Consider the following 22610-nt stretch of genomic DNA (forward strand, 5'->3'; position numbering starts at 1 on the left):
GGGGAAATCATGAGTCTGTTGCAAATCAAGAACCTGTCGGTAGAGTTTGGCAATGCGGCCAACCCTTTCCGTGCAGTAGAAGGCCTGGACCTGAGCGTGAACCAGGGCGAGATTGTGGGCATTGTCGGCGAATCCGGCTCGGGTAAATCGGTGACCATGATGGCCATGATGGGCCTCTTGGAAGGGCAGGGTCGCATCGTGGCCGACCAGCTGGAATTTGACGGCAAAAACCTGCTCACCATCAGCGCCAAAGAGCGCCGCAAGATCGTGGGCAAAGACATTGCCATGATCTTCCAGGACCCGATGACCTCGCTCAACCCCAGCTACACCGTGGGTTACCAGATCATGGAGGTGCTGAAAGTACACCAGGGCCTGCGCGGCGCCGAGCTGAAAGCCCGTGCGCTGGAGCTGATGGAGCTGGTAGAAATCCCCGCGCCCAAGAGCCGGTTGGAAGCCTACCCGCACCAGCTGTCCGGCGGCATGAGCCAGCGCGTGATGATTGCCGTGGCACTGGCCTGTAACCCCAAGCTACTGATTGCCGACGAGCCCACCACCGCGCTGGACGTGACCATCCAGGCCCAGATCATGGACCTGCTGGTGAACCTGCAAAAAGAGCGCAATATGGCGCTGCTGATGATCACCCACGATCTGGCGGTGATTGCCGAGGTGGCGCATCGCGTAGCGGTCATGTACGCCGGCCAGGTCGCCGAAGAAGGCGTGGTGCCGCAGCTGTTCCGCCAGCCGGTGCACCCGTACACCCAGGCGCTGCTGTCGTCCATTCCCGAGCACAGTAAAGGCGCGCACCGCCTGTCCACGCTGCCCGGCATTGTGCCCGGCCAGTACGACCGCCCCAAAGGCTGCTTGCTGAGCCCGCGCTGCCCGCACGTACAGCCGCGCTGCCGTGACGAGCGCCCGGCCATTACCCCGCACCAGCACGGCGCCGTGCGTTGCTTCTACCCGCTGTTCGATAAGGAGGCCTCATGAGCCATACCGTCATGCAGGCTCGCGACCTGACCCGTCACTACGAAGTCTCGCAGGGCTTTTTGAAGCCCAAGGCCATGGTCAAGGCGCTCAATGGTGTGTCGTTCGAACTCAAAGCCGGCAAAACGCTGGCCGTGGTGGGCGAATCCGGCTGCGGCAAATCCACCCTGGCACGCCAGCTCACGCTGATCGAAGCCCCCACCGCCGGCTCGCTGGTGCTGGAAGGCGTGGATATTGCCAAGGCCAGCAAAGCCCAGCTCAAGGCCCTGCGCAGCAAGGTGCAGATGGTGTTCCAGAACCCCTACGCCTCGCTGAACCCGCGCCAGAAAATCGGCGACCAGCTGGGCGAGCCGCTGCTCATCAATACCCATCTGAGCGCCAAAGAGCGCGAGGAAAAAGTACGCGCCATGATGAAGCGTGTTGGTCTGCGCCCCGAGCACTACTACCGCTACCCGCACATGTTCTCCGGTGGCCAGCGCCAGCGTATCGCCATCGCGCGCGCCATGATGCTGCAGCCGCAAATCGTGGTGGCCGACGAGCCGACCTCGGCGCTGGACGTGTCCATCCAGGCGCAGGTGCTGAACCTGTTCATGGACCTGCAGGACGAGTTCAACACCGCCTACGTGTTCATCTCGCACAACCTGGCCGTGGTCGAGCACGTCGCCGACGACCTGATGGTGATGTACTTGGGCCGTGCGGTAGAAGTGGGCACCAAGGAAGCGATCTACGACAAGCCGCTGCACCCGTATACCCAGGCACTGCTGTCGGCCACGCCGTCCATTCACGAAGAAGACCGCCGCGTGAAGATTAAGATCCAGGGCGAGCTGCCCAGCCCGCTGAACCCGCCTACCGGCTGCGCCTTCCACAAGCGCTGCCCGTATGCCACGGCGCAGTGCGGCCAGGACGTGCCGCAGCTGCGCACCCTGTTGGGGCGCGAAGTCGCCTGCCACCACGCAGAAACCATCAACGCCTGACCTGCCTGCGTTAAAATGGCGCCGCCGTGGTGAAAACACCCCGGCGGCGCTTTTTTACTGCAGTGCAGCAATAAATGCCTTGTTCCCCCCTGTTCAAGCAGGATACATTCCGCCATGCCTCATACCCACAAAGGAAAGCGTCAATTGAAGCGAGCTGTCTACGCCGGTAGTTTCGACCCGGTCACCAATGGTCATCTGTGGATGATCCGCGAAGCCGTTGACCTGTTCGACGAGCTGGTGGTGGCCATCGGGGTGAACCCGGAAAAGCGCTGCACTTTCGATGTGGAAGAGCGCCTGGATATGCTGCGTGCCGTGACGCGCGGCTTTTCCAAGCTGAAGGTGGAAGTATTCGAAAACCAGTTCCTGGTGAACTACGCGCAAAGCATCGACGCCAACTACATCGTGCGCGGCATCCGTACCGCTACCGACTACGAATACGAGCGCACCATGCGCTACATCAACTCCGACCTGCACGCCGACATCACCACCATTTTCCTGCTGCCACCGCGTGAATATGCCGAGGTATCGTCTACCATGGTAAAAGGCCTGATGGGCCCCGCCGGCTGGGAGCAGATGATTCGCCAGTACGTACCTGAGCCGGTGTACCGCAAGCTGGTGAATTACTATCAGCAGCAAGGCTAGCCTGCGGCCAACCCTGGCCACCCCGCATTCCCCCGCGCCGGATGCCCTCCGGCGCGCTGCATTTCAAAAGAGGTTTTTCATGGTAGACGTATCGGCCTTTACTGGCCGCCTGGCCAAAAATTACAAGCACTACAGCAAATGGGCGCGCCGTAATGGCCTGGACGCCTGGCGCCTGTACGACCGCGACGTACCGCAGTTCCCGCTCATCATCGACCTGTACGGCGAGCGCATCCACCTGCAGGAATACGATACCGGCTGGCAGATCGAAGACGCCGACTACCAGGCCTGGATCGCCGCCGTGCAGCAGGCCATCTGCGAGGTCACCGGCGTACCGCTGTGGCAGATCTCGCTGAAAACCCGCCGCCGCCAGAAAGGCGAAAGCCAGTACGAAAAAACCGGCCGCGAAGGCGAAGACTTCATTGTGGAAGAACAAGGCCAGCGCTTCTGGGTCAACCTGGACGCCTACCTCGATACCGGCCTGTTTCTGGACCACCGCAACACCCGCCGCCGCGTGCGCGAAGAAGCCGCCGGCAAGCGCTTTCTCAACCTGTTTGCCTACACCGGCAGCTTTACCTGCTACGCCGCCAGCGGCGGTGCCGTGTCCAGCGAAACGGTCGACCTGTCCAACACCTACCAGGCCTGGAGCCGCCGCAACTTCGAGCTGAACGGCCTGGACCTGACCAAGCACGTGCTGATTCGCGACGACGTGTTCCAGTACCTGGAAGACGCCTGGGTAGCGGGCAAGCAGTTCGACCTGATCGTGATGGACCCGCCCAGTTTTTCCAACAGCAAGAAAATGATGGACGAGCTGGACGTACAGCGCGACCAGCTCAAGCTGGTAGACGGCGCCATGCGCCTGCTGGCGCCGGATGGCGTGCTGTATTTCAGCAATAACCTGCGCAGCTTCACGATGGACGAACGCCTGGTAGCCGACTACGCCGTGCGCGACATCAGCGCACAGTCGGTGCCGGAAGACTTCCGCAACAAGAAAATCCACCAGTGCTGGCGCATCACCCATCAGGGCTGATGCTCGCCATCATGCAGGCTATCGGCTAGCCCGGATAAGCCCTCGGCGCATCCGGGGGCGCTGTGGGCATCAACGTTGGCCGCGCCTTATGCGTTGCGGCCAACTGGAGAAGCAGGGGTGGGCCACGCCATGTTACGGCTGGCAGACACGACTAGCGCCTTAGCCCTCCCTGCTCAGCAGCCACTGGATGACATACTCGTTCTCGTCATCCAGACGCGAGCCAGCGATGGTGAAGCCGGCCTTTTGCACCACACGGGTAGAGGCGTGATTGTCCGGCGCGACTTCGGCCAGCACTTCTGTTGCACCAGCCATATAGGCTTTTTGAACCAGTAGCCCTAGCGCTGCTGTGGCCGCGCCCTTGCCCCTGGCGACAGGGGCTACGCCATAGCCTACCTCTACCCGGCCATGCCTCGGTGCGGTTTTGAACCCGCAGGCTCCGACAATCCTGCCATTCAGGTCGTCAACGATGAGAAAAATGGTTGCCCAAGGGTTAGGTTGGCCAGCTGCGATAAGTGCCAGTGCTCGTTGGGCGACAAAAGCCGGTGGCATCGAACCTGGCTCGGCTATAGCTGCCACGCTGGCAGGAACACACGAGACAGCTATTGTTTCGATGTCTGTCGCTGAAAGTTCGAGTAGGGAGAGTGTCATTTTGTGATGCCAAGTGGGCTAAGCGTCGCTGGATCCGGGGAGCCTGTCCGATTTTTTGTGTGAATGGGTTTTGGGTTGCGTCTGCGTCACGTGCTCTTCGATATGGATGGGTGCAGTGCAGCGCAGCCCATCGCTGTGCGTGGATGAATGGATCGATGGGTTACGGCGCGAGCGCCTTCACCCATCCTACTTGCTGTAGTGTCGCACCGCGCCGCCCACTATCACCTCGATAAAAAAATACCATCTCCGTGCGCTTGTATTCGGCGGCAAAGGTAGCCATCTTGCAGGCTATGGACGGCAGTGCCGTCGTTTAACCGATCAGGAAACAAGCATGAGCCATATCAACCTTACCGCCGATACCTTCAACGACTACGCCGAGCGCGAGGGTATCGTGATGCTGGATTTCTGGGCCGAATGGTGTGGCCCGTGCAAGATGTTTGGCCCGGTGTTCGAGGCCGCCGCCGCAAAGCACCCGGACATCGTGTTTGCCAAAATCGATACCGAAGCCGAGCGCGAGCTGGCGGGGCATTTCCAGATTCGCTCCATCCCCACGCTGATGGCGCTGAAAGACGGTATCGTGGTGTTTCATCAGGCGGGGGCGATGATGGCTGGCCAGTTTGACCAGCTGATCCAGGCCATCCGCGACCTGGATATGGACAAAGTGCGCGCCGAGATGGCTGCACAGCAAGACTGAAAGGCTGCACCATGACACCACGCCTCGCCCTGTTATGCCTGGCGGCACCGTTGGCCGCACTGGCCGCTTGCCCGCCACTGCTGAACCATCAGGTGCCTGCGCTGATGGGCGGCAAGATCAATCTGTGCGACTACAGCGGCAAGGCCGTGGTGGTTGTGAATACTGCCAGCCAGTGCGGTTTTACCCCGCAATACAAAGGCCTGCAAAGCGTGTGGAAAAGCTACCAGGCCAAGGGCGCGGTGGTGGTGGGCTTCCCCAGCGATGACTTTAACCAGGAGCTGGCCAAAGACGCCGAGGTAGCACAGTTTTGCGAGAGCAACTTTGGCGTGAGCTTCCCCATGGCCAGCCGGGTACACGTGCGCGGCAGCGATGCCCACCCGTTCTACCAGGCGCTGGCCGAGGCCAGCGGCACCACGCCCAAGTGGAACTTCTACAAGTACATCATTTCGGCCGATGGCAAGACCGTCACCGCTTTCAGCTCGCTGACCAAGCCGGACTCGCCGGACTTCATCAAGGCGCTGAACGCCGCGCTGCCGCGTTGAGGCCTGATCGTCACTAGCGCAAGGGCCAGGCCAACGCCTGGCCCTTGTGCTTTGGGACAGGGCGAAAAGTGCGACAGGCTGGCATTTGTCATTTGCCTTTCTGACCGGCGGTTTATTACCATCTGAACTTCGTCGACACAGCCCGGTCTGCTGTCTACCGCTAACCCGCTTACCGACCCCGCTGTCCCATACTCACACCATGCTCAAGCACCTCTTGCCTTTGGCCGCGCTGTTGGCCCTGTCTGCCTGTTCCACCCTGAGCACCACCCCGCCGCCGGCTAGCGGTACCGTGCGCTATCAGCCAGCCAGCTTTGCCGACCTGCCGGACTGGGGCCAGAGCATGGCGTCGCAAAGCCTGGAAGGCCTGCGCCTGAGCTGCCGCAGCCTGCAGGGCAGGGCAGCCTGGAAGGATATCTGCGCCGAGGCCGCCACGCTGGATGCGGCCAACCTGCCGGCCATTACCCGCTTTTACGAGGCACGCTTTGCCCCGTGGCGCATTGTGGAGCCGGGCAACGGACTGATTACCGGCTATTTCGAGCCGCTGCTGGCCGGTAGCCACCAGCATTCGGCGCAAACGCCCTATGCCGTGTACGGCGTACCGGCCGACCTGCGCGTGCTGGATGCCAGCGCCGCGCAGCTGGCGGCCAGCGTGCTGGTAGCCCGCCCGGCCGCGGGCAACCGCCTGCAAGTGGTGCCTGGCAAAACCCGCGCCGACGCGGGCGAAGTGCTGGTGAACCCGAAAGATTTTGTGGTGGATAGCCGCACGCGCGCGCTGAAAGGCCGTATCGACAATGGCCGCCTGCTGCCGTATTACAGCCGTGCCGAGATCAACGCCGGCAAGGGCATCAACACCGCGCCGGTGCTGGCCTGGGCCGAGGACGATACCGAGCTGTTCTTCCTGCAGGTGCAGGGCTCCGGCCGTATCCAGCTGGAAGACGGCAGCTATGTACGCGCCGGCTACGCCGAGCAAAACGGCCACGGTTACAAGTCCATCGGCCGCTGGCTGGTGGATAACGGCCAGATGAAGCTGTCCGATGTATCCATGCAAAGCATCAAGGAATGGATTGCGGCCAACCCTGCGCGCAAGCAGGAGCTGTTCAATGCCAACCCCAGCTATGTGTTTTTCAAAACGCTGCCGGCAGATAACAACGGCCCGCTCGGGGCCATGGGCGTGCCGCTGCTGGGCGGCTACAGCGTGGCCGTCGACCCGCGCTATATCCCGCTGGGCGCGCCGGTGTACCTGTCTACCACCTGGCCGCTAGATGGTAGCCCTAAAGCGCTGAACCGCCTGGTGCACGCGCAGGATACCGGCGGCGCCATTCGTGGCGGCGTGCGTGCCGACTTTTTCTTTGGTTTTGGTACCGAAGCCGGCCTGTACGCCGGCCGCATGAAACAGAATGGCCGCCTGTGGCTGCTGCTGCCGCGCGGCATGCAGCCTGCGGCCAACCTCTGATTTGCCCGATCAAACTGGCCCCGCCGTACTGGCGGGGCTGCCGTGAAGGACTGTGTAATGCATAGCTACAGATTAAGCCCCCTGGCCGCCATGCTGCTGCTGGGCCTGGCCGTACTGGGCACCGCCTGCAATAAAAGTGATACCGACGCCGCCAAAGCAGCCAGCGCGGCGGCAGCCACTCCCCCGGCCCGCGCGCTGTCGCAGGCCGATTTGCTGGTCACGGCCATGGCGCCGGTGGCCGAGCAGCTGCCGTTTACCGCCACGCTGAACCCGCTAAACAGCGCCGAGGTGGCCGCGCAGAGCGAAGGCACCGTGCTGGCCGTGCTGGTACGCGAGGGCGAAACCGTACAAAAAGGCCAGCTGCTGGCGCGCATCGACGCCGAAGCGCTACGCCAGAACGTACTGGAAATGCAGGCGCAGCTGGCCAACGACGAAGCGCGGCTGAAGCTGGCCCGCCTCAAACGTGACAAACAGCGCGAGCTGTACCAGCAGGGGTTTATCTCCAAGCTGGCATTTGACGAAATAGACAACGACTACCAGATTCGCGTGGGCGAGCTGGCCGCACGGCGCAGCCAGCTGGCGCGCGCCAGAACCAGCCTGGGCGAAACCGAGGTGCGCGCCCCCATGGCCGGCACCGTATATGCACGGCGTACCCAGCCGGGCGAGCAAGCCAGCAAGAACCAGAAGCTGTTTGCCATTGCCGACCTGTCGGTACTGGAGGCGGCGGCCAACATGCCGGCGCGTGACATCGGCAAGCTCCAGCCAGGCCAGGCTGCCCGCTTTACGGTAGAGGGGCTAGCCGGCGAGTTCCGTGGCGAGCTGGTGCGTATCAACCCGGTAGCAGCCACCGCCACGCGGACGTTTAGCGTTTACCTGCGCGTGGCCAACCAGGATGGCCGCCTGAAAGCCGGCCAGTTTGCCAAGGGCGGTATTGTGCAGCGCGAGGTGCTGGACGCTGTGCGCCTGCCGCAAGCCGCGGTACAGCAGGCCGACAGCGCCAGCCCGTGGGTGATGCTGGTACAGGGCGGGCGGCTGCTCAAACAGCCGGTGCGCATCGTGCTGCGCTCTGATAGCGAGCGCGTGCTGGCGGTGCAAGGCGTGGCCGCCGGGCAGACCATCCTGGCGGCGGCGCTACTGGGCGTAAAGCCCGGTGATGCCGTGACCCTGCCCAAACCTTAAGGAGACACTGCCATGTGGCTGACACGCGTCAGTGTACAAAACCCCTACTTTGCCGCCGTGCTGATGTTGCTGCTCACGGTGCTGGGCCTGTTTGCCTGGCGCAACCTGCCGGTAGAGGAGTTCCCCGATATCCGCTTTCCGGTAGCGGTGGTGTCCACCACGTACCAGGGCGCCTCGCCCGAGGTGGTGGAAAGCGATGTCACCCGCCCTATCGAAGAAGCGGTCAACACCATCAACGGCGTCAAGCACATCCGTTCTTACTCGTTTGAGGGCAGCTCGGTGGTGGTGGTGGAGTTCGAGTTGTCTACCGACGCCGCGCAGGGCCTGCAAGAGGTGCGCGACAAAGTGGGCGCGGTACAGGGCAGCCTGCGGCGCGAGGTGGATACCCCCACCATTTCGCAGATGAACCCCAACGACGACCCGCTGATGTCCTACACGCTCAGCTCGGCGCAGAGCAGCCAGCGCGACGTGTCCACCTGGGCCGAAAACGTGCTGAAAAAGCGCCTGCAAACGGTAGCCGGCGTGGGCGAGGTGAAGATTGTCGGCGGCAGCAAGCGCGAGGTACGCGTACAGCTGGACCCATACCGGCTGGAGGCGCTGGGCCTGTCGGTCAGCGAGGTGTCCGATGCCATTGCCACGGCCAACCGTGACTACCCGGCCGGCCAGGTCAGCACGCAGAGTAACGAGCTGTCGGTGCGGGTGGCGGGCAAGCTCAAGACCATGGACGATTTCCGTGCGCTGGTGATCGCCAGTCGCGATGGCCGTGACATCCGCCTGGCCGACGTGGCCGAGGTGGACGACGCCGAAGCCGAGCGCAACAGCATTACGCTGATCGACGGCAAGCCCGGCGTGGGGCTGGATATCCGCGCCGCGCGTGGCGCCAACGTGGTGAGCGTGGCCGACGGCGTAAAACGCATTGTGGCGGAATACCAGCCGCAGGCGCCGGCGGGTACCAGCGTGCGCCTGACCTACGACAAGTCGGAAGAGGTAAAAGGCTCGCTGCACGAGGTAGAAAAAACCCTGCTGGAAGGCGCAGCGCTGACCGTGCTGATTGTGTTCCTGTTTCTGGGCAGCTGGCGCAGCACGGTGATTACCGGCCTGACGCTGCCCATCTCCATGATCGGCACGCTGTTTGCCATCCAGGCCATGGGCTTCACCCTGAACATGATGACGCTGATGGCGCTGTCGCTATCGGTAGGCCTGCTGATCGACGACGCCATCGTGGTGCGCGAGAACATCGTGCGCCATGCCAACCTGGGTAAAAGCCACTTTCAGGCGGCGCTGGACGGTACCAACGAGATCGGCCTAGCGGTGCTGGCCACCACGCTCACCATTGTGGCGGTGTTCCTGCCGGTGGGCTTTATGGGCGGCATCATCGGCAAGTTCTTTCACCAGTTTGGCCTGGCGGTTACCGTAGCGGTGCTGATTTCGCTGCTGGTGTCGTTTACGCTGGACCCGATGCTGTCGTCCATCTGGCACGACCCGCACCGCCACGGCGACAAGCACAAGGGGCCGGTTGGCCGCATGCTGGACTGGTTCGAGGCCTCGCTAGACCGCCTGGGCGATGGCTATGTGGCCACCATCCGCTGGTCGCTGGCGCATCGCAAAACCGTGGTAGCCAGTGCACTGGCCCTGACCGTGGGCAGCTTCATGCTGGTGCCCATCATCGGTGGCGAGTTCATGCCCGCCGCCGACAAGGGGGAGTTCCGCCTGACCTTCAAGACGGCAGCCGGCTCTACGCTGGAGTACACCGAAGGCAAGGCGCGCGAGGTGGAGCAGCGTATCCGTGCCGTGGTGCCCGAGGTGAAATCCATCGATAGCAAGATCGGTGGCGGCAGCTTTGGTGCCGGCCGCAACGAAGCCCAGCTGTCGGTAGATGTAGGCGACAAGCAACAGCGCGAGCGTGACCTGTTTGCCCTGATGGCCGCTGCCCGCAGCGCCGCGCAGCCGGTGGCGGGCATCCAGCTGGATTCGGTACAAGAAACCGGCCAGCACGGCCCGCCGGGCAAGCCGGTGAACCTGGGGGTGCGCGGTAGTGACTTGCAAAGCCTGCAGCGCGCCACGGCCGACATCATGGCGGCCATCAAGCAGGTGAAGGGCGTGAGCGATGTGGAATCCAGCCTGAACGACGCCGACCCGGCGCTGAACGTGCAGCTGCGCCGCGACGCAGCCGCCACATTGGGGGTAGACCTGGCCCGCGTGGGCAACACGCTGTCGGTACTGCTGGGCGGCAGTACCGCCACCACCTGGGAAGCGCCGGACGGCGAAAACTACAGCGTGCGGCTGCAGATCCCGCGTGATGAGCGCGCCGCCGAGCTACTGGACGTGCTGATGGTGCCTGGCCGGCGTGCCGACACCGGCGAGGCGCAGATGGTGCCGCTGTCGCTGGTGGCCAGCATTGTGCCGGCCACCAGCCCGCGCCAGATCGAGCGTACCGACCTGATGCGCGAGATCAGCGTCACGGCCAACATCAGCGGCCGCAGCTCGGGCGAGGTATTTGCCGACGTAGACAAGGCAATCAAGGCGGTGACGCTGCCGGCCGGCGTGGTGCTGTCTCAGCAGGGCGAGCGCCAGGATATGCAGGAGTCGCTGAGCTACGCCGTGCAGGCGCTGGCCATGGGGGTGATCTTCATCTACATGATTCTGGCAGCGCAGTTCCGCAGCTTTACCCTGCCCATCACCATCATGGTGGCGCTGCCGCTGGCCTTTGTCGGCGTGTTTGTGGCGCTGCTGCTGTTTGGCTCCACGCTGAACATGTTCTCGGTGATCGGCATCATCATGCTGATGGGCCTGGCGTCCAAGAACGGTATTTTGCTGGTGGACTTCATCAACCAGAGCCGGCGCGAGGGCATGTCGCGGCTGGACGCCATCGTGGAGGCTGGCCGCGTGCGGCTGCGCCCCATCATGATGACCAGCCTGGCCATGATCTTCGGCATGCTGCCGCTGGCGCTGGCCAGCGGGGCGGGGTCGGAAACGCAGCGCCCCATGGCGCACGCCATTATCGGCGGCATGATTACGTCTACCGTGCTGACGCTGATCGTGGTGCCGGTGGTGTACACCTATATGGACGGGCTGCGCAGCCGCATCCGCCGCCTGCTGGCGCGGTTGAGCGGCCAAAAGGTGGCCCAGGCGCACGACTAGCCTGCCGTCACAGCCATGACAAAGCCACCCGCACGCGGGTGGCTTTGTTTTGTGGCCCGGGTACGCTGCGGCGCCCGGTGCGCGTGCATGGCGGCTAGGCGGCGCTAGTCGTCTTCTTCATAACGGCTGGCATTCTTGATGAGCTCGTTGCTGATGGGCGGGGCGCTATCGCAGTAGCTGGCGCGGAAGATGCTGCTATCGCCGATGGCTGCCCGCCAGCTGCGGCCAACCATGTGGATATTGCTTACCCCGAAGCGCGCCAGGTCTTCCAGTGAGTAGTCAAAGCCGTGCGTATCCGGAAACTGCTGGCGCCAGGCGGGGTGTTGGCCGCATACCGTCAACAGCGGGTCTACACCGATCTGGCGAAAAAACGCCGCTTCGTATTGCTGCATCCAGTCGTTTTCTTCGATGGCACGCAGCCGCGCCTGGGCATCGTTGGCGTAGCGTTGCTGTATGCGCGCACGCCAGTCGGGCTGCAGCATGCCGCCATGCCATAGCAGCCGGCTGTTTGGCAGCAGGTATTTGCTTCTGCCGGCAGGGAAAATGTAGTTGGCGCAGGACGAGGCACACTCGCCAAAAATGCGCACATCCAGCTGCTGCTTGTAGACCAGCGTACCCAAGCGGATGCCATCGTACAGGCTGCCGCCCTGGCTGGAGATATCCAGCGTGTCGGGTTTGGGGTTGGCCACCTTGTACAGCGCCAGCGCGTCGTCTACGGTACTGGCCTTGATTTTGCCGTTGTACACCAGGCGTTTGCCATCACTGCTGATGGTGACAGTTGCGCGGCTGGCGTCTTCGCGTGCCTTGTTGTTGGCACAGCCTGGCAAGGCGAGCAGCAGGCACAACAGGGGGAGGGTAGGGCGGAAAATGGCGTGCATGGCGTCGTGGCATGTTTTTTTACCATTGTGCGCATGCCGGGCGGATTTGTGAAGCCATGCTGGCCTGCCGGGCAGCCGCCGCAGCGCCCCGGCAGGTGTCTTGCAGCTTACTGCTTGACGTAAACCAGCTGTGCCGGCATTGGCGCAGGGAAGTCCTGGCCGCCCAGCGCTTCGCGGATGGTTTTGTTGGTGTCGAAATACACCTGCCAGTAGTGGTCGTTATGGCAGTACGGGCGTACCGCCAGTACCGGGCCCACCAGGTTGAACTCCAGGATTTCCACCTCTACCGCCGGGGTAGCCAGGACATTGGGGATGGTGGCAATGCGCTGTTTCAGCACGGCGACTGCGGCCGGGAAATCGGCGTTGCCGGCCAGCTGGGCTTTGAGCTCGACACGGCGGTGCGGGTTGCTGCTGTAGTTTTGCAGTGTATCGCTCAGGATTTTGCTGTTACCCACCATGGTCAGCACGTTGTCCGGGGTATTCAGCGCGGTGGTGAACAGGCCGATCTCGCGCACGGTACCGGTCACACCGCCGGCGGTCACAAAGTCACCAGCCTTCATCGGGCGCAGCACGATCAGGAACACGCCAGCGGCAAAGTTGGACAGCAGGCCGGACCACGCCATGCCGATGGCTACGCCGGCTGCAGCAAACAGCGCGGCAAAGGTGGTGGTCTGGATGCCGAAATAGCCCAGGATACCGACGACCAGCATGATGTTGAGGGTAACGTTAATGACGGTGCCCATGTAACGCATGATGGTGGCGTCGACATGCTGGCGAGCCAGGGCGCGTTGTACCAGGTTGCCTACCACGCCGATGAGCCAGCGCCCCAGTACCCAGAACAGGATGGCGGCCAGCAGTTTGACGCCGACGTCGATGGCGTAGGTGCCCAGGACCTGTTGCCACTGTGAAATATCGCTCTGATTCATGTGCTATTCCTTTAAAGTCTGATTGGTGATCGTTACAGCTGTTCCAGTTAAGCACACGGGGTAGGGCCTCACAAGTGCATTAACAATGGCAATAAATCCGGTGCAGGGCGACACCGGCGTTTTGTCCACAACGGGGCGACTTATGTCAAAGCACGGGGCAGGGCGGGCGCGGTATAATGCGGCCAACTTATCAGACCCACTCAGGCCGACATGACACAGCTCAAGAATGACACCTTCCTGCGCGCGCTGCTGAAGCAGCCGGTTGACTACACCCCGATCTGGATGATGCGCCAGGCAGGCCGTTACCTGCCGGAATACCGCGCGACCCGTGCCAAGGCGGGCAGTTTCATGGGTCTGTGTACCAGCCCGGATTACGCGACCGAAGTCACCCTGCAGCCACTGGAGCGCTTCCCGCTGGACGCGGCCATTCTGTTTTCCGACATCCTGACCGTGCCGGACGCCATGGGCCTGGGCCTGTACTTTGCCGAAGGCGAAGGCCCCAAGTTCGAGCGTACGCTGCGCGACGAAGCCGCGATCCAGGCGCTGGAAGTGGCACCGCTGGAAAAACTGCAGTACGTCTTTGATGCCGTCAGCAGCATCCGCCGTGCGCTGGATGGCCGCGTGCCGCTGATCGGTTTTTCCGGCAGCCCATTCACGCTGGCTTGCTACATGATCGAAGGCGGCGGCTCGGCCGACTTCCGCCACGTAAAAGCCATGCTGTACGCCCGCCCGGAACTGCTGCACCGCATTTTGCAGATCACCGCGCAGTCGGTAACGGCCTACCTGAACGCCCAGATTGCTGCGGGCGCCCAGGCCGTGCAGATCTTTGATACCTGGGGTGGCGCACTGAGCCACGCTGCCTACCGCGAGTTCTCGCTGGCCTATATGCAGCAGATCATTGCCGGCCTGACCCGCGAGGTAGACGGCCGCCGCGTACCGGTGATTGTGTTTACCAAAGGTGGCGGCCAGTGGCTGGAAGCCATCGCCGGTATTGGTGCCGATTGCGTGGGCCTGGACTGGACCACCGACATCGGCCTGGCGCGTGTCCGCGTGGGCGAGCAGGTGGCGCTGCAGGGTAACTTCGACCCGAATGCGCTGTTTGGCAGCCCGGCGTCGATCGAGGCGGAAGCCGCGCGTATCCTGGCGGCCTACGGCCACGGCAGCGGCCACGTATTCAACCTGGGCCACGGTATTTCGCAGTTTGCCGACCCGGCACACGCCGGTGCGCTGGTAGACGCCGTGCACCGTTTGTCGCGCCAGTACCACCTGTAACAACACTGCATTTTGCTGGCGGCCATCGTATGATGCGGTGGCCGTTTTTTATTGTTGGCCGCCCTTTGCGCAGGGGGCTTGACAGCTGCGGGCGGTGTTGTTCCTGTACTTATTCACACGCTCGATAAGTTTGTGAGCTTTCTGTCAAGCGCTAGCGATAAAAAAACCACTAAAAACGCAAGTCATTGAATTTAAAAGATAAAATAATTAGATTAATTTTTGTGCAATCTAACGCAAAGGCCGGTTTGGCGGCCTCTGGGTGCACTGAACTACAGCTTGTTCACAAAGTTATCCACAGCATCTGTGCACAGCTTGCGCCAAGCCAATACCGGCGTGGCCTGGCGGGGAAACGGGAGTTCATTTGACTGAGCACGTGATACTGGGTGTGTGGCTGGATGTGCCGCTACGCGCCGCCTTCAGCTACCTGCATGACAGCCCGCTGCCGGATGGTACGCGGGTAAAAGTAGCCTTTGGCCCACGCGAGATGTGTGGCGTTATCGACAACAGCATACCGCCCCCCGCCGTGGCGCCGGACAAACTCAAGCCCATCCTGGCGGTACTGGACGAGCTGCCGCCGCTGCCTGCGCTGCTGCTGGAACAAGTGCAGTTTGCTGCCCGCTATTACCTGCACCCCGTAGGCCAAGCCTTGTTTACCGCCCTGCCTACCAGCCTGCGCGAGGCAAAACCGGTCAAGCAGGCCGACCACCACTATTACCAGCTCAGCGCGCAGGGGCTGGCTAGCCCGCCTGCGGCGCGCAGTACCGTTAAAACCCTGCTGTGGCAGGCCTTGCAGCAGCCGCTTAGCCGCGATGCCCTGCGCCAGCTGCACCCGCAGGCAAGCAGTTACCTGAAAGCCGGCCTGGCCAGTGGCGATATTGCCGTGCTGCCATGGCAACCGGCCGCACTGCGGGTAGAAGGCGCGCTGCCGCTGAACGCGCAGCAAGAGGCGGCACGCGCTGCCGTGGCAGCGGCGCTGGGCGGCTTTGCCGCGTTTCTGCTGCATGGCATTACCGGCAGTGGCAAAACCGAGGTGTACCTGCAGCTGATTGCCCAGGTGTTGGCCGCAGGCCGCCAGGTGCTGGTGATCATTCCTGAAATCAACCTGACCCCGCAGCTGATCGACCGCTTTGCCCGGCGCTTTCCCGCCACCGGCATTGCCTGCCTGCACAGCGGCCTGTCCGATGGCGAGCGCCTGCAAGGCTGGCTGGATGCCTGGCAGGGCCGTGCCGGCATTGTCATCGGCACGCGCCTGGCGGTATTTACCCCGCTGCCGCAGCTGGGCCTGGTGATTGTGGACGAGGAACACGATGGCTCGTTCAAACAGCACGACGGCCTGCGTTACCACGCGCGCGACCTGGCGGTATGGCGTGCGCACCGGCAGCAGGTGCCGGTGGTGCTGGGCAGCGCCACGCCCAGCCTGGAAACCGTGGCCAATGTGGAAGCCGGGCGCTACCGCAAGCTGGTGTTGAACCAGCGCGCCCACGACGGCGCCTGCTTGCCGCAGATCGGCCTGCTGGACGTGCGGCGGCAAAAGCTGGACGATGGCCTGGCACCCGAGGTGATCGCGGCACTGCGCCAGCGCCTGGCGCGGCGCGAGATGAGCCTGGTGTTCATCAACCGTCGCGGTTACTCGCCGGTACTGGCGTGTACCGACTGCGGCTGGACATCCGCCTGCCGCCATTGCAGTGCCCGCATGGTGCTACACCTGACCGCCCGCCAGCTGCGCTGCCACCACTGCGGCGCACAGCAGCGCATCCCCGTGCAGTGCCCGGATTGCGGCAACCCGGATATCAAGCCGCTGGGCGAGGGCACGCAAAGGCTGGAGGCGGCGCTGCAGCGCCTGCTGCCGGAGGCGCGCATCTTGCGCATCGACCGCGACAGCACCAGCACCAAAACGGCGTGGGACAGCATTTACCAGCGCGTGCACAGTGGCCAGGTGGATATCCTGGTGGGCACGCAGATGCTGGCCAAGGGGCACGATTTCGGCGCGCTGTCGCTGGTGGTGGTGCTGGGTAGCGACGGCGGTTTGTACTCGGCGGACTTCCGCGCCAGCGAGCGCCTGTTTGCGCAGCTGATGCAGGTGTCCGGCCGCGCCGGCCGTGCCGGTGTGCCTGGCCACGTGGTGATTCAGACCCAGTGGCCAGACCACCCGCTCTACCTGGCGCTACAGCAGCACGATTTTGACGGCTTTGCCGCCAGCCAGCTGGCCGAGCGCCGCGAGGCAGGTTTCCCACCCGCGGCCTACCAGATACTGCTGCGCGCCGATGCCCCCTTGTACGCCGACGCCGAGCAATTTTTGCAGGCGGTACTGCAGCAGCTGGGCACGCCGCCGGACGGTATCAGCGCATTTGGCCCGGCCCCGGCACTGATGGCGCGCCTGGCCGGGCGCGAGCGCGCCCAGCTCACACTGGAATCCACCGCCCGTGCAGCTTTGCACGGCTGGTTACGGGCAGCCCTGCCCACCATCGAGGCCCTGGCCCGCAAGGCATCGCGCCAGCTACGCTGGTCGCTGGATGTCGACCCACTGGAGCTCTAAGTGAAACGCACACTGACCTTGTTATTCCTTTGCGCAGCCAGCGCACAGGCCAGCGCGCAGGCTGCCGCACCGGCAGGCTTTCGCCCCAACGAAGTGGCCATCTGGGCGGCGCCGGTAGAAAACGACAGCGTATTCGACGCCTGGCGTGCCGACACCCCGGTCAACCCGGCCTCAACCATGAAGCTGCTCACCAGCTGGGCCGCGCTAAACCGCCTGGGGCCAAACTACCGCTGGAAAACCGAGTTCAAGAGTGATGCCCCGCTGGAAAACGGCGTGCTACGCGGCGATCTGTACTGGGTTGGCCGCGGCGACCCGCGCCTGGATAGCCCGCGCCTGGCCGAAATGCTGCGCCAGCTGCGCCTGCGTGGGGTGCAGCGCATAGAAGGCAGCCTGCTGCTGGATAAACGCGCCTACAGCAATATCGGCAGTGCCGATGGCTTTGCCGGTGACGCCGACCGGGTGTTTACCGTGCCGCCGGATACCCATTTGCTAAACCTGAAAGTCGCCTGGCTGCGCTATGGCTTTGATGGCGGCAAACCGGCGGTGCAGCTCGACCCGCCGCTGCCGCAATTTGCGCTGGATAACCAGCTGCAGGCCAGCAGTGCCGCGGGCTGCGGCGACGTGCGCCAGCACGTGAAGGTGACGGTAGCAGAGCGCACCATCCGTGTGAGCGGCAAGCTGCCGCAGGGCTGCGATGGTGCGGCCAACTACGTCAATGTGCTGGATATCAACAGCTTTGCCAGCCAGAGCTTCCGCGCGCTGTGGCGCGGGCTGGGCGGGGAGGGGCCGTCAGCCGTGGGCGTAGCAGCGGCACCGGTGGGGGCGCGCACCTTGTTGCAGCAGGAATCCGACCCGCTGACCGATGTGCTGGCCGACGTCAATAAACACAGCAATAACACCATGGCGCGCAGCGTGCTGCTGGCGCTGGGCGTGCAGCAGCCACAAAGCGGCAACACGCTGGACGATGCCATCGCCCAGGTGCGCAGCCTCTTGCAAAGCAAAGGGTTGGCCGCAGATACACTGGTGCTGGAAAACGGCGCTGGCCTGTCGCGGCGCGAGCGCATCAGTGCACGCCTGCTGGGCGAGGTACTGCGCGACGCCGCCCGCGGGCCCTACGGCCCCGAGCTAGCTGCTACCCTGCCGCTGGCGGGCGAAGACGGCACCCTGCGCAAGCGCCTGGGTAGCTTTGCCGGCAGCCTGCGCATGAAAACCGGCACGCTGGACGATACCCGCGCACTGGCTGGCTACTGGCAGGCCCCCACCGGCCAGCGCCTGGTGATTGTGGCGGTGGTGAATTCGCCACGCGCCAGCGAGCTGACCCCGGCGCTGGATGCCGCGGTGGGCGACGTGATTCGCCGTTACCAGGCCAGCTTGCTACTGGCACCGTGAGCGGTAGCACACCGCCACGGCACACGCTTATAATCGACCCAAACCTTACCGGATACCGCCATGAAACCCGTTACCATGTATACCACCGCAGTGTGCCCCTACTGCATTCGTGCCAAGCAGCTGCTGGCCAGCAAGGGCGTGAGCGATATCAAGGAAATCCGCATCGACCTGGACCCGGCCGAGCGTGAAAAAATGATGAGCATCACCGGCCGCCGCACCGTGCCGCAAATCTTCGTTGGCGACACCCATGTGGGTGGCTGCGACGACCTGGTGGCACTGAATGGTGCCGGCAAGCTGGACGTACTGCTGGCAGATTGATCTGTATCTCGTCGCTGTCATCTATTCATGCGATGATGACAGCTGATTCCAACCCCGCACCTGCCTGGTGCCATAGAGACGTAAAAAATGAGCGAACAACAAGAGCTGCAACCGGTTTTCTCCATCGAAAAAATCTACGTAAAAGACCTGTCGCTGGAAATCCCTAACGCCCCCGCCATCTTCCTGGAGCAGGAACAGCCAGAAATCGACATGCAGCTGGCCAATGGCGCACAGCAGCTGGAAGACGGCTTCTTCGAATCGTCGCTGACCATCACCGTGACCGCCAAGCTGGGCGACAAAACCATGTTCCTGTGCGAAGTCAGCCAGGCAGGTATCTTCCAGATCCGCAACGTACCGGCAGAAGACATCGACCCGATCCTGGGCGTGGCTTGCCCGAACATCCTGTTCCCGTACGCGCGCGAAACCGTGTCCAACCTGGTTGGCCGCGCCGGTTTCCCGCCAGTACTGCTGACGCCGATCAACTTCGAAGCCCTCTACATGCAGCAACGTGCAGAGCAGGCCGAAGCCGGTAACGCCTGAACCTCATGAAGCGACACCTTATTGTTGCTGCTGCCGTACTGGCCTCGCTGGCCGGTACGGCTTTTGCACTGGAATTCCGCTCGGTCAAAGAAACCGGCGTGGCCCTGTACGACGCGCCCAACCTGTCGGCACAAAAGCTGTTTGTGGTGAGCCGCTACTACCCGGTAGAAGTGCTGGCCGCGCAGAAAGACTGGTCGCGCGTGCGTGACGCTACCGGCGGCATCGCGTGGATACCGTCTGCCGCCCTGTCTACGCGCCGTACCCTGCTGGTCACCAGCGACAAGCTGGCGGTACGCGACAGCGCACAAGACAGCGCCAAGCTGCTGTTCTGGGCCGAAAAAGACCTGGTGCTGGATATGCAGGAAGCACCGCAAAGCAGCTGGGTCAAGGTCAAGCACCGTGACGGCAGCATTGGCTACGCCCGTATTAGCGGCCTGTGGGGCCTGTAAGAAAGCCGTGATGAAGATTACCGTTCTTGGTGCGGGTGCCTGGGGTACGGCGCTGGCACTGGCATTCAGCCGCCAGCATCATGTCACCCTGTGGGGGCGCGATGCGGCGCAAATGATAGACATGCAGGCCAACCGCCTGAATCGCCGCTACCTGCCCGAATGCCCTTTCCCGGACAACCTGCACCTGTCAGCCGATTTGTCCGAAGCGGTGATGGGGGTAGAGTTGGTACTGGTGGTCACGCCGATAGCCGGCCTGCGCCCCAGCCTGAAAGAGCTGGCCCGCCTGAAAGTGGATGCGCCCATCCTGTGGGCGTGCAAGGGCTTTGAAGCCGGCTCCAGCCTGCTGCCGCACCAGGTCGTGGCCGAAGAGTTTCCACGCCTGAAAACCGTGGGCGTGTTGTCTGGCCCCAGCTTTGCCAAAGAAGTGGCGCTGGGCTTGCCGGCAGCCGTGACGCTGGCCTCGGAAAACTACGCCTTTGCCCGCGATTTTGCCCGCGAGCTGCACAGCCCCTTGCTGCGCATCTATGCCAACGATGATCTGGTGGGGGTAGAAGTAGGTGGCGCCGTGAAAAACGTGATGGCCATTGCCACCGGCGTAGCCGATGGCCTGGGCTTTGGCATGAACGCCCGCGCCGCGCTGATTACCCGTGGCCTGGCCGAAATCACCCGCCTGGCCGTGGCGCTGGGCGGTAGCCAGCAAAGCATGCTGGGCTTGTCTGGCGTGGGTGACCTGCTGCTGACCTGCACCGGTGCGCTGTCGCGTAACCGCCAGGTGGGCCTGAAGCTGGCCGAAGGCAAGTCGCTGGACACCATTCTGGCCGAGCTGGGCCATGTGGCCGAAGGCGTGCCCACCGCGCGCGAGGTGCTGCGCATGGCCGAGCGGCTGGAAGTGGATATGCCGATTACCGCCGCCGTGTGCGAGCTGCTGTATCACCAGGCCAAGCCGCAGAGCGTGGTAGAGCGCCTGCTGGGCCGCACGCCCAAGCCGGAGTTCGGCACACCCTGAACAAGGTTGGCCGCAGCCTGCCCCTAGAACCCCTTTCTTGCTGAAAGGGGTTTGTTTTTTATGGGGTGCACAATGAAACTGCGCTGTCATGCCGCAGCGGCTTGGCGCGGCGCGGCGGGCTGCTGGGCTTAGCCGTCTTCGCCTGCCGCCTGCGCCGGGGGCGGGGCAAACACGGTGGCCAGTTTTTCGCGCAGGCTGGCCAGATCAAACTCGTGCTCGTCGGCATCCAGCCGCTGGGCAAAATGGATGCTGTCCTGCTCATCGGCCAGCCATAGCGCCGGGCACGTCACGCCTGCCAGGGGAATATCCTGCAGCAGCACGCCATAGTGTTTGTGAAAGTCCCGCCCGCGCAGGGTGGACAGCAACACCACCTGTGGCAAGCCGTGCTCGCGCCGTGCGCGCTGCAGGCTGAAGGGCGAATCCACGGTGACCACAATGAACTGCAGCAGCGGCCAGGCTTCCAGTGCCCGGCGCAGGTCTTGCAGCAGGGCCAGGCCGGCCGATTCCGCATCGATCGATAACAGGGTGATGACCAGCTTCACGCGGCCCAGGTAGCGCTCCAGCGAGACATCGCGCAGCTGCTCGTCTACCAGCATGAAGCTGGGCAGGGTCTGCCCGGCTTCGGGGAAGCTGCCGCCCACTTCCAGCGTTTCTTCTTTATAGATAAAGGGGTGTAGTGCCATCGAATCCTCCCGGTTTTTTACTATCGTGGCTTATCCGGGAGGAATTTCAAGCAGGTATTGCGGCGCGTGCAGCGGGCAGGGCGCCCGGCACGCAGGGGTAACACTCAGGGATAGTAAAAGTGCAGGCTGTAGCCCAGTGCTTTGCCCTGGGTCATTTCCATGCGCAGCTGCAGCTTGAGCTCGCTATTGCCATTGAACTGGCCCAGCTTCAGCTCGTTGGCCGGTACATAGTCTTCCGGGCGGAAGGCTTTGCGTGCCACGACCTTGTCTTCGGCATCCTTCAGTGTCAGCTCCATCACCGGGAAGGCTTGCGGGTAGTTGGCCAGGTTTTTTAGCGTGGCGTTCAGCTGGATCAGGTGGTCGTTTTGCGGCACAAAAGACAGCTCGGACCATTCGGTGCGGATAAGCTGGCGGTCGGTCGGCAGCGGTACGCTGCAGCCCAGGCTGGCGCACAGTGCTTCGAACGCCGGGCGCAGCTCTGGCGCTTCGGCGCTAATGCGGGTGCGGTTAAAGAAGGCAATCTGGCCGAGCAGGGCCAAGCCCAGCAAAATGGCAACCAGGCTTTGCAGGGTGGTTTTCAGCGCGCCAGCGTTGGCCGCAGGCGGCTCTTCTGGCGCGGGTTCGTCCTGCTCGGGCAAGGCTGCTGCAGCCGGGGCGCGGAACACCGGTTCTGTGCGCGTTGCCATGGCCGGCGCAGGGCTGGGTGCTGGCGGCTCGTCCGGCTCTGCAGGTTCTGGCTCGGGTTCGCTTTGGTAGGCCGACAGCTTTTTATTGCTGGTCGGGCTACGCAGTGCCTCTGCCAGCGCCTGCTGAAAGGCGGCTATTTCCTGGCGGCTGGCTTCGGCTTCGGCCGCTGCAGCGCGGAAATCGGGTGCGATATCTGTAGCTGGTGCCGCTATCGGTGCTGGTGGTTCTGGCTTGATGGGCGCTGCGGCGACGCGTTGTTTGTCTAGCAGGTCGAAATCCGGCAGGTCGAAATCGGCGTCATCAATCGGGGTGTCCGGTAGCGCTTGTACCGGTGTGCGGCTAGTCGGGGCTGGCGCAGGCCGGGCAGGGGCCGGCTGAAAGTCTGGCAGCTCCAGCTCGAAATCGTCGTCCAGGCTACCTGGCAGCGGCATGTCTGCTGCGCTGGCCGGTTGCGACATCACGGGTGGGGCGGGGGGTACCGGGGGCGCCTGGGGCACCTCCGGTACGGCGGCTTCCAGATGGCTGGGTGCGTGGAAAACATGGCTGCAGCGCCCGCAGCGTACCATGCCGCCGGCGAGGGCGAGATGGGCGTCAGAGACTTTGAACTTGGTCTGGCAGCTGGGGCACTGTGTGGTTTGGCTCATG

At 63.3% G+C, this 22610-nt stretch carries 21 protein-coding genes; 16 read left to right on the plus strand and 5 right to left on the minus strand.

Annotated elements, in window-relative coordinates; translation table 11 throughout:
* Nucleotides 1-9 precede the first annotated feature (9 nt).
* The 4 genes from FLQ44_RS18710 (at nt 10) to FLQ44_RS18725 (ending at nt 3624) form a co-directional block, all read left to right on the plus strand.
* A complete protein-coding gene (locus tag FLQ44_RS18710; protein WP_147695568.1) occupies nt 10-984 on the plus strand; it encodes an ABC transporter ATP-binding protein in 975 nt (324 codons plus the stop codon).
* Nucleotides 981-1955: a peptide ABC transporter ATP-binding protein gene (locus tag FLQ44_RS18715; protein WP_147695569.1), complete on the plus strand. Its 975-nt coding sequence runs from the start codon at nt 981-983 to the stop codon at nt 1953-1955. The genes FLQ44_RS18710 and FLQ44_RS18715 overlap by 4 nt, the downstream gene beginning before the upstream one ends.
* A gap of 114 nt (nt 1956-2069) precedes the next feature.
* Nucleotides 2070-2597, plus strand: coding sequence for a pantetheine-phosphate adenylyltransferase (coaD, locus tag FLQ44_RS18720; protein ID WP_026107826.1), 528 nt, complete (start codon nt 2070-2072; stop codon nt 2595-2597).
* Between the two features lie 79 nt (nt 2598-2676).
* Nucleotides 2677-3624: a class I SAM-dependent methyltransferase gene (locus FLQ44_RS18725; RefSeq protein ID WP_147695570.1), complete on the plus strand. Its 948-nt coding sequence runs from the start codon at nt 2677-2679 to the stop codon at nt 3622-3624.
* 159 nt (nt 3625-3783) lie between these two features.
* Here FLQ44_RS18725 and FLQ44_RS18730 read toward each other — a convergent pair whose 3' ends face one another.
* On the minus strand, nt 3784-4272 hold the full coding sequence (locus FLQ44_RS18730) for a GNAT family N-acetyltransferase (RefSeq protein WP_147695571.1): 489 nt from the start codon (nt 4270-4272) through the stop codon (nt 3784-3786).
* A 331-nt stretch (nt 4273-4603) separates the two neighbouring features.
* Between FLQ44_RS18730 and trxA the strand changes: the two genes are divergently transcribed.
* From trxA to FLQ44_RS18755, 5 genes are all read left to right on the plus strand, one after another.
* Nucleotides 4604-4966: a thioredoxin gene (gene trxA / locus FLQ44_RS18735; RefSeq protein WP_147695572.1), complete on the plus strand. Its 363-nt coding sequence runs from the start codon at nt 4604-4606 to the stop codon at nt 4964-4966.
* A gap of 11 nt (nt 4967-4977) precedes the next feature.
* A complete protein-coding gene (locus tag FLQ44_RS18740) occupies nt 4978-5508 on the plus strand; it encodes a glutathione peroxidase (protein WP_147695573.1) in 531 nt (176 codons plus the stop codon).
* 199 nt (nt 5509-5707) lie between these two features.
* Nucleotides 5708-6961, plus strand: coding sequence for a murein transglycosylase A (mltA, locus tag FLQ44_RS18745; protein ID WP_147695574.1), 1254 nt, complete (start codon nt 5708-5710; stop codon nt 6959-6961).
* Between the two features lie 57 nt (nt 6962-7018).
* A complete protein-coding gene (locus FLQ44_RS18750) occupies nt 7019-8140 on the plus strand; it encodes an efflux RND transporter periplasmic adaptor subunit (protein WP_206208982.1) in 1122 nt (373 codons plus the stop codon).
* A 12-nt stretch (nt 8141-8152) separates the two neighbouring features.
* Entirely contained in the window at nt 8153-11281 is a 3129-nt protein-coding gene (locus tag FLQ44_RS18755; protein WP_147695575.1) for an efflux RND transporter permease subunit, read from the plus strand.
* A gap of 104 nt (nt 11282-11385) precedes the next feature.
* Here FLQ44_RS18755 and FLQ44_RS18760 read toward each other — a convergent pair whose 3' ends face one another.
* A complete protein-coding gene (locus tag FLQ44_RS18760) occupies nt 11386-12159 on the minus strand; it encodes a hypothetical protein (RefSeq protein WP_147695576.1) in 774 nt (257 codons plus the stop codon).
* 107 nt (nt 12160-12266) lie between these two features.
* The gene (locus FLQ44_RS18765) at nt 12267-13085 is read right to left on the minus strand and encodes a mechanosensitive ion channel family protein (RefSeq protein ID WP_147695577.1); all 819 of its coding nucleotides are present in this window, start codon (nt 13083-13085) and stop codon (nt 12267-12269) included.
* Nucleotides 13086-13295: 210 nt separating this feature from the next.
* Here FLQ44_RS18765 and hemE point away from each other — a divergent pair, with 210 nt between their 5' ends.
* The 7 genes from hemE to FLQ44_RS18800 all read left to right on the plus strand — a co-directional run bounded on the left by hemE (nt 13296) and on the right by FLQ44_RS18800 (nt 20595).
* On the plus strand, nt 13296-14357 hold the full coding sequence (gene hemE / locus FLQ44_RS18770) for a uroporphyrinogen decarboxylase (protein WP_147695578.1): 1062 nt from the start codon (nt 13296-13298) through the stop codon (nt 14355-14357).
* Nucleotides 14358-14718: 361 nt separating this feature from the next.
* Nucleotides 14719-16893: a primosomal protein N' gene (locus FLQ44_RS18775; protein WP_147695579.1), complete on the plus strand. Its 2175-nt coding sequence runs from the start codon at nt 14719-14721 to the stop codon at nt 16891-16893.
* Nucleotides 16894-18282: a D-alanyl-D-alanine carboxypeptidase/D-alanyl-D-alanine endopeptidase gene (dacB, locus tag FLQ44_RS18780; protein ID WP_147695580.1), complete on the plus strand. Its 1389-nt coding sequence runs from the start codon at nt 16894-16896 to the stop codon at nt 18280-18282.
* A gap of 60 nt (nt 18283-18342) precedes the next feature.
* Nucleotides 18343-18600 (plus strand): glutaredoxin 3, encoded by a 258-nt coding sequence (grxC, locus tag FLQ44_RS18785; RefSeq protein ID WP_026107825.1) that lies wholly within the window; start codon nt 18343-18345, stop codon nt 18598-18600.
* Nucleotides 18601-18687: 87 nt separating this feature from the next.
* The gene (secB, locus tag FLQ44_RS18790; protein WP_147682641.1) at nt 18688-19140 is read left to right on the plus strand and encodes a protein-export chaperone SecB; all 453 of its coding nucleotides are present in this window, start codon (nt 18688-18690) and stop codon (nt 19138-19140) included.
* Nucleotides 19141-19145: 5 nt separating this feature from the next.
* Nucleotides 19146-19589: an SH3 domain-containing protein gene (locus tag FLQ44_RS18795; RefSeq protein WP_147695581.1), complete on the plus strand. Its 444-nt coding sequence runs from the start codon at nt 19146-19148 to the stop codon at nt 19587-19589.
* A 10-nt stretch (nt 19590-19599) separates the two neighbouring features.
* The gene (locus FLQ44_RS18800) at nt 19600-20595 is read left to right on the plus strand and encodes an NAD(P)H-dependent glycerol-3-phosphate dehydrogenase (RefSeq protein ID WP_017508186.1); all 996 of its coding nucleotides are present in this window, start codon (nt 19600-19602) and stop codon (nt 20593-20595) included.
* A 128-nt stretch (nt 20596-20723) separates the two neighbouring features.
* Here the strand turns inward: FLQ44_RS18800 and FLQ44_RS18805 are convergent, their stop codons facing one another.
* Together FLQ44_RS18805 and FLQ44_RS18810 are read right to left on the minus strand one after the other, a co-directional pair.
* Nucleotides 20724-21278: a redoxin family protein gene (locus FLQ44_RS18805; protein WP_147695582.1), complete on the minus strand. Its 555-nt coding sequence runs from the start codon at nt 21276-21278 to the stop codon at nt 20724-20726.
* A 104-nt stretch (nt 21279-21382) separates the two neighbouring features.
* Nucleotides 21383-22609 carry a DUF3426 domain-containing protein gene (locus FLQ44_RS18810; RefSeq protein ID WP_147695583.1) on the minus strand — a complete coding sequence of 409 codons (1227 nt, stop codon included), beginning with the start codon at nt 22607-22609 and terminating at the stop codon, nt 21383-21385.
* Nucleotide 22610: the final 1 nt, after the last annotated feature.

It is taken from the genome of Vogesella mureinivorans, assembly GCF_007644035.1.
Lineage (GTDB): Bacteria > Pseudomonadota > Gammaproteobacteria > Burkholderiales > Chromobacteriaceae > Vogesella > Vogesella mureinivorans.

Bases quoted from the DNA above. Each gene is read 5' to 3' on its own strand.
- FLQ44_RS18710 (WP_147695568.1), top strand. From the start codon at position 10: ATGAGTCTGTTGCAAATCAAGAACCTGTCGGTAGAGTTTGGCAATGCG.
- FLQ44_RS18715 (WP_147695569.1), top strand. From the start codon at position 981: ATGAGCCATACCGTCATGCAGGCTCGCGACCTGACCCGTCACTACGAA.
- coaD (WP_026107826.1), top strand. From the start codon at position 2,070: ATGCCTCATACCCACAAAGGAAAGCGTCAATTGAAGCGAGCTGTCTAC.
- FLQ44_RS18725 (WP_147695570.1), top strand. From the start codon at position 2,677: ATGGTAGACGTATCGGCCTTTACTGGCCGCCTGGCCAAAAATTACAAG.
- FLQ44_RS18730 (WP_147695571.1), bottom strand. From the start codon at position 4,272: ATGACACTCTCCCTACTCGAACTTTCAGCGACAGACATCGAAACAATA.
- trxA (WP_147695572.1), top strand. From the start codon at position 4,604: ATGAGCCATATCAACCTTACCGCCGATACCTTCAACGACTACGCCGAG.
- FLQ44_RS18740 (WP_147695573.1), top strand. From the start codon at position 4,978: ATGACACCACGCCTCGCCCTGTTATGCCTGGCGGCACCGTTGGCCGCA.
- mltA (WP_147695574.1), top strand. From the start codon at position 5,708: ATGCTCAAGCACCTCTTGCCTTTGGCCGCGCTGTTGGCCCTGTCTGCC.
- FLQ44_RS18750 (WP_206208982.1), top strand. From the start codon at position 7,019: ATGCATAGCTACAGATTAAGCCCCCTGGCCGCCATGCTGCTGCTGGGC.
- FLQ44_RS18755 (WP_147695575.1), top strand. From the start codon at position 8,153: ATGTGGCTGACACGCGTCAGTGTACAAAACCCCTACTTTGCCGCCGTG.
- FLQ44_RS18760 (WP_147695576.1), bottom strand. From the start codon at position 12,159: ATGCACGCCATTTTCCGCCCTACCCTCCCCCTGTTGTGCCTGCTGCTC.
- FLQ44_RS18765 (WP_147695577.1), bottom strand. From the start codon at position 13,085: ATGAATCAGAGCGATATTTCACAGTGGCAACAGGTCCTGGGCACCTAC.
- hemE (WP_147695578.1), top strand. From the start codon at position 13,296: ATGACACAGCTCAAGAATGACACCTTCCTGCGCGCGCTGCTGAAGCAG.
- grxC (WP_026107825.1), top strand. From the start codon at position 18,343: ATGAAACCCGTTACCATGTATACCACCGCAGTGTGCCCCTACTGCATT.
- secB (WP_147682641.1), top strand. From the start codon at position 18,688: ATGAGCGAACAACAAGAGCTGCAACCGGTTTTCTCCATCGAAAAAATC.
- FLQ44_RS18795 (WP_147695581.1), top strand. From the start codon at position 19,146: ATGAAGCGACACCTTATTGTTGCTGCTGCCGTACTGGCCTCGCTGGCC.
- FLQ44_RS18800 (WP_017508186.1), top strand. From the start codon at position 19,600: ATGAAGATTACCGTTCTTGGTGCGGGTGCCTGGGGTACGGCGCTGGCA.
- FLQ44_RS18805 (WP_147695582.1), bottom strand. From the start codon at position 21,278: ATGGCACTACACCCCTTTATCTATAAAGAAGAAACGCTGGAAGTGGGC.
- FLQ44_RS18810 (WP_147695583.1), bottom strand. From the start codon at position 22,609: ATGAGCCAAACCACACAGTGCCCCAGCTGCCAGACCAAGTTCAAAGTC.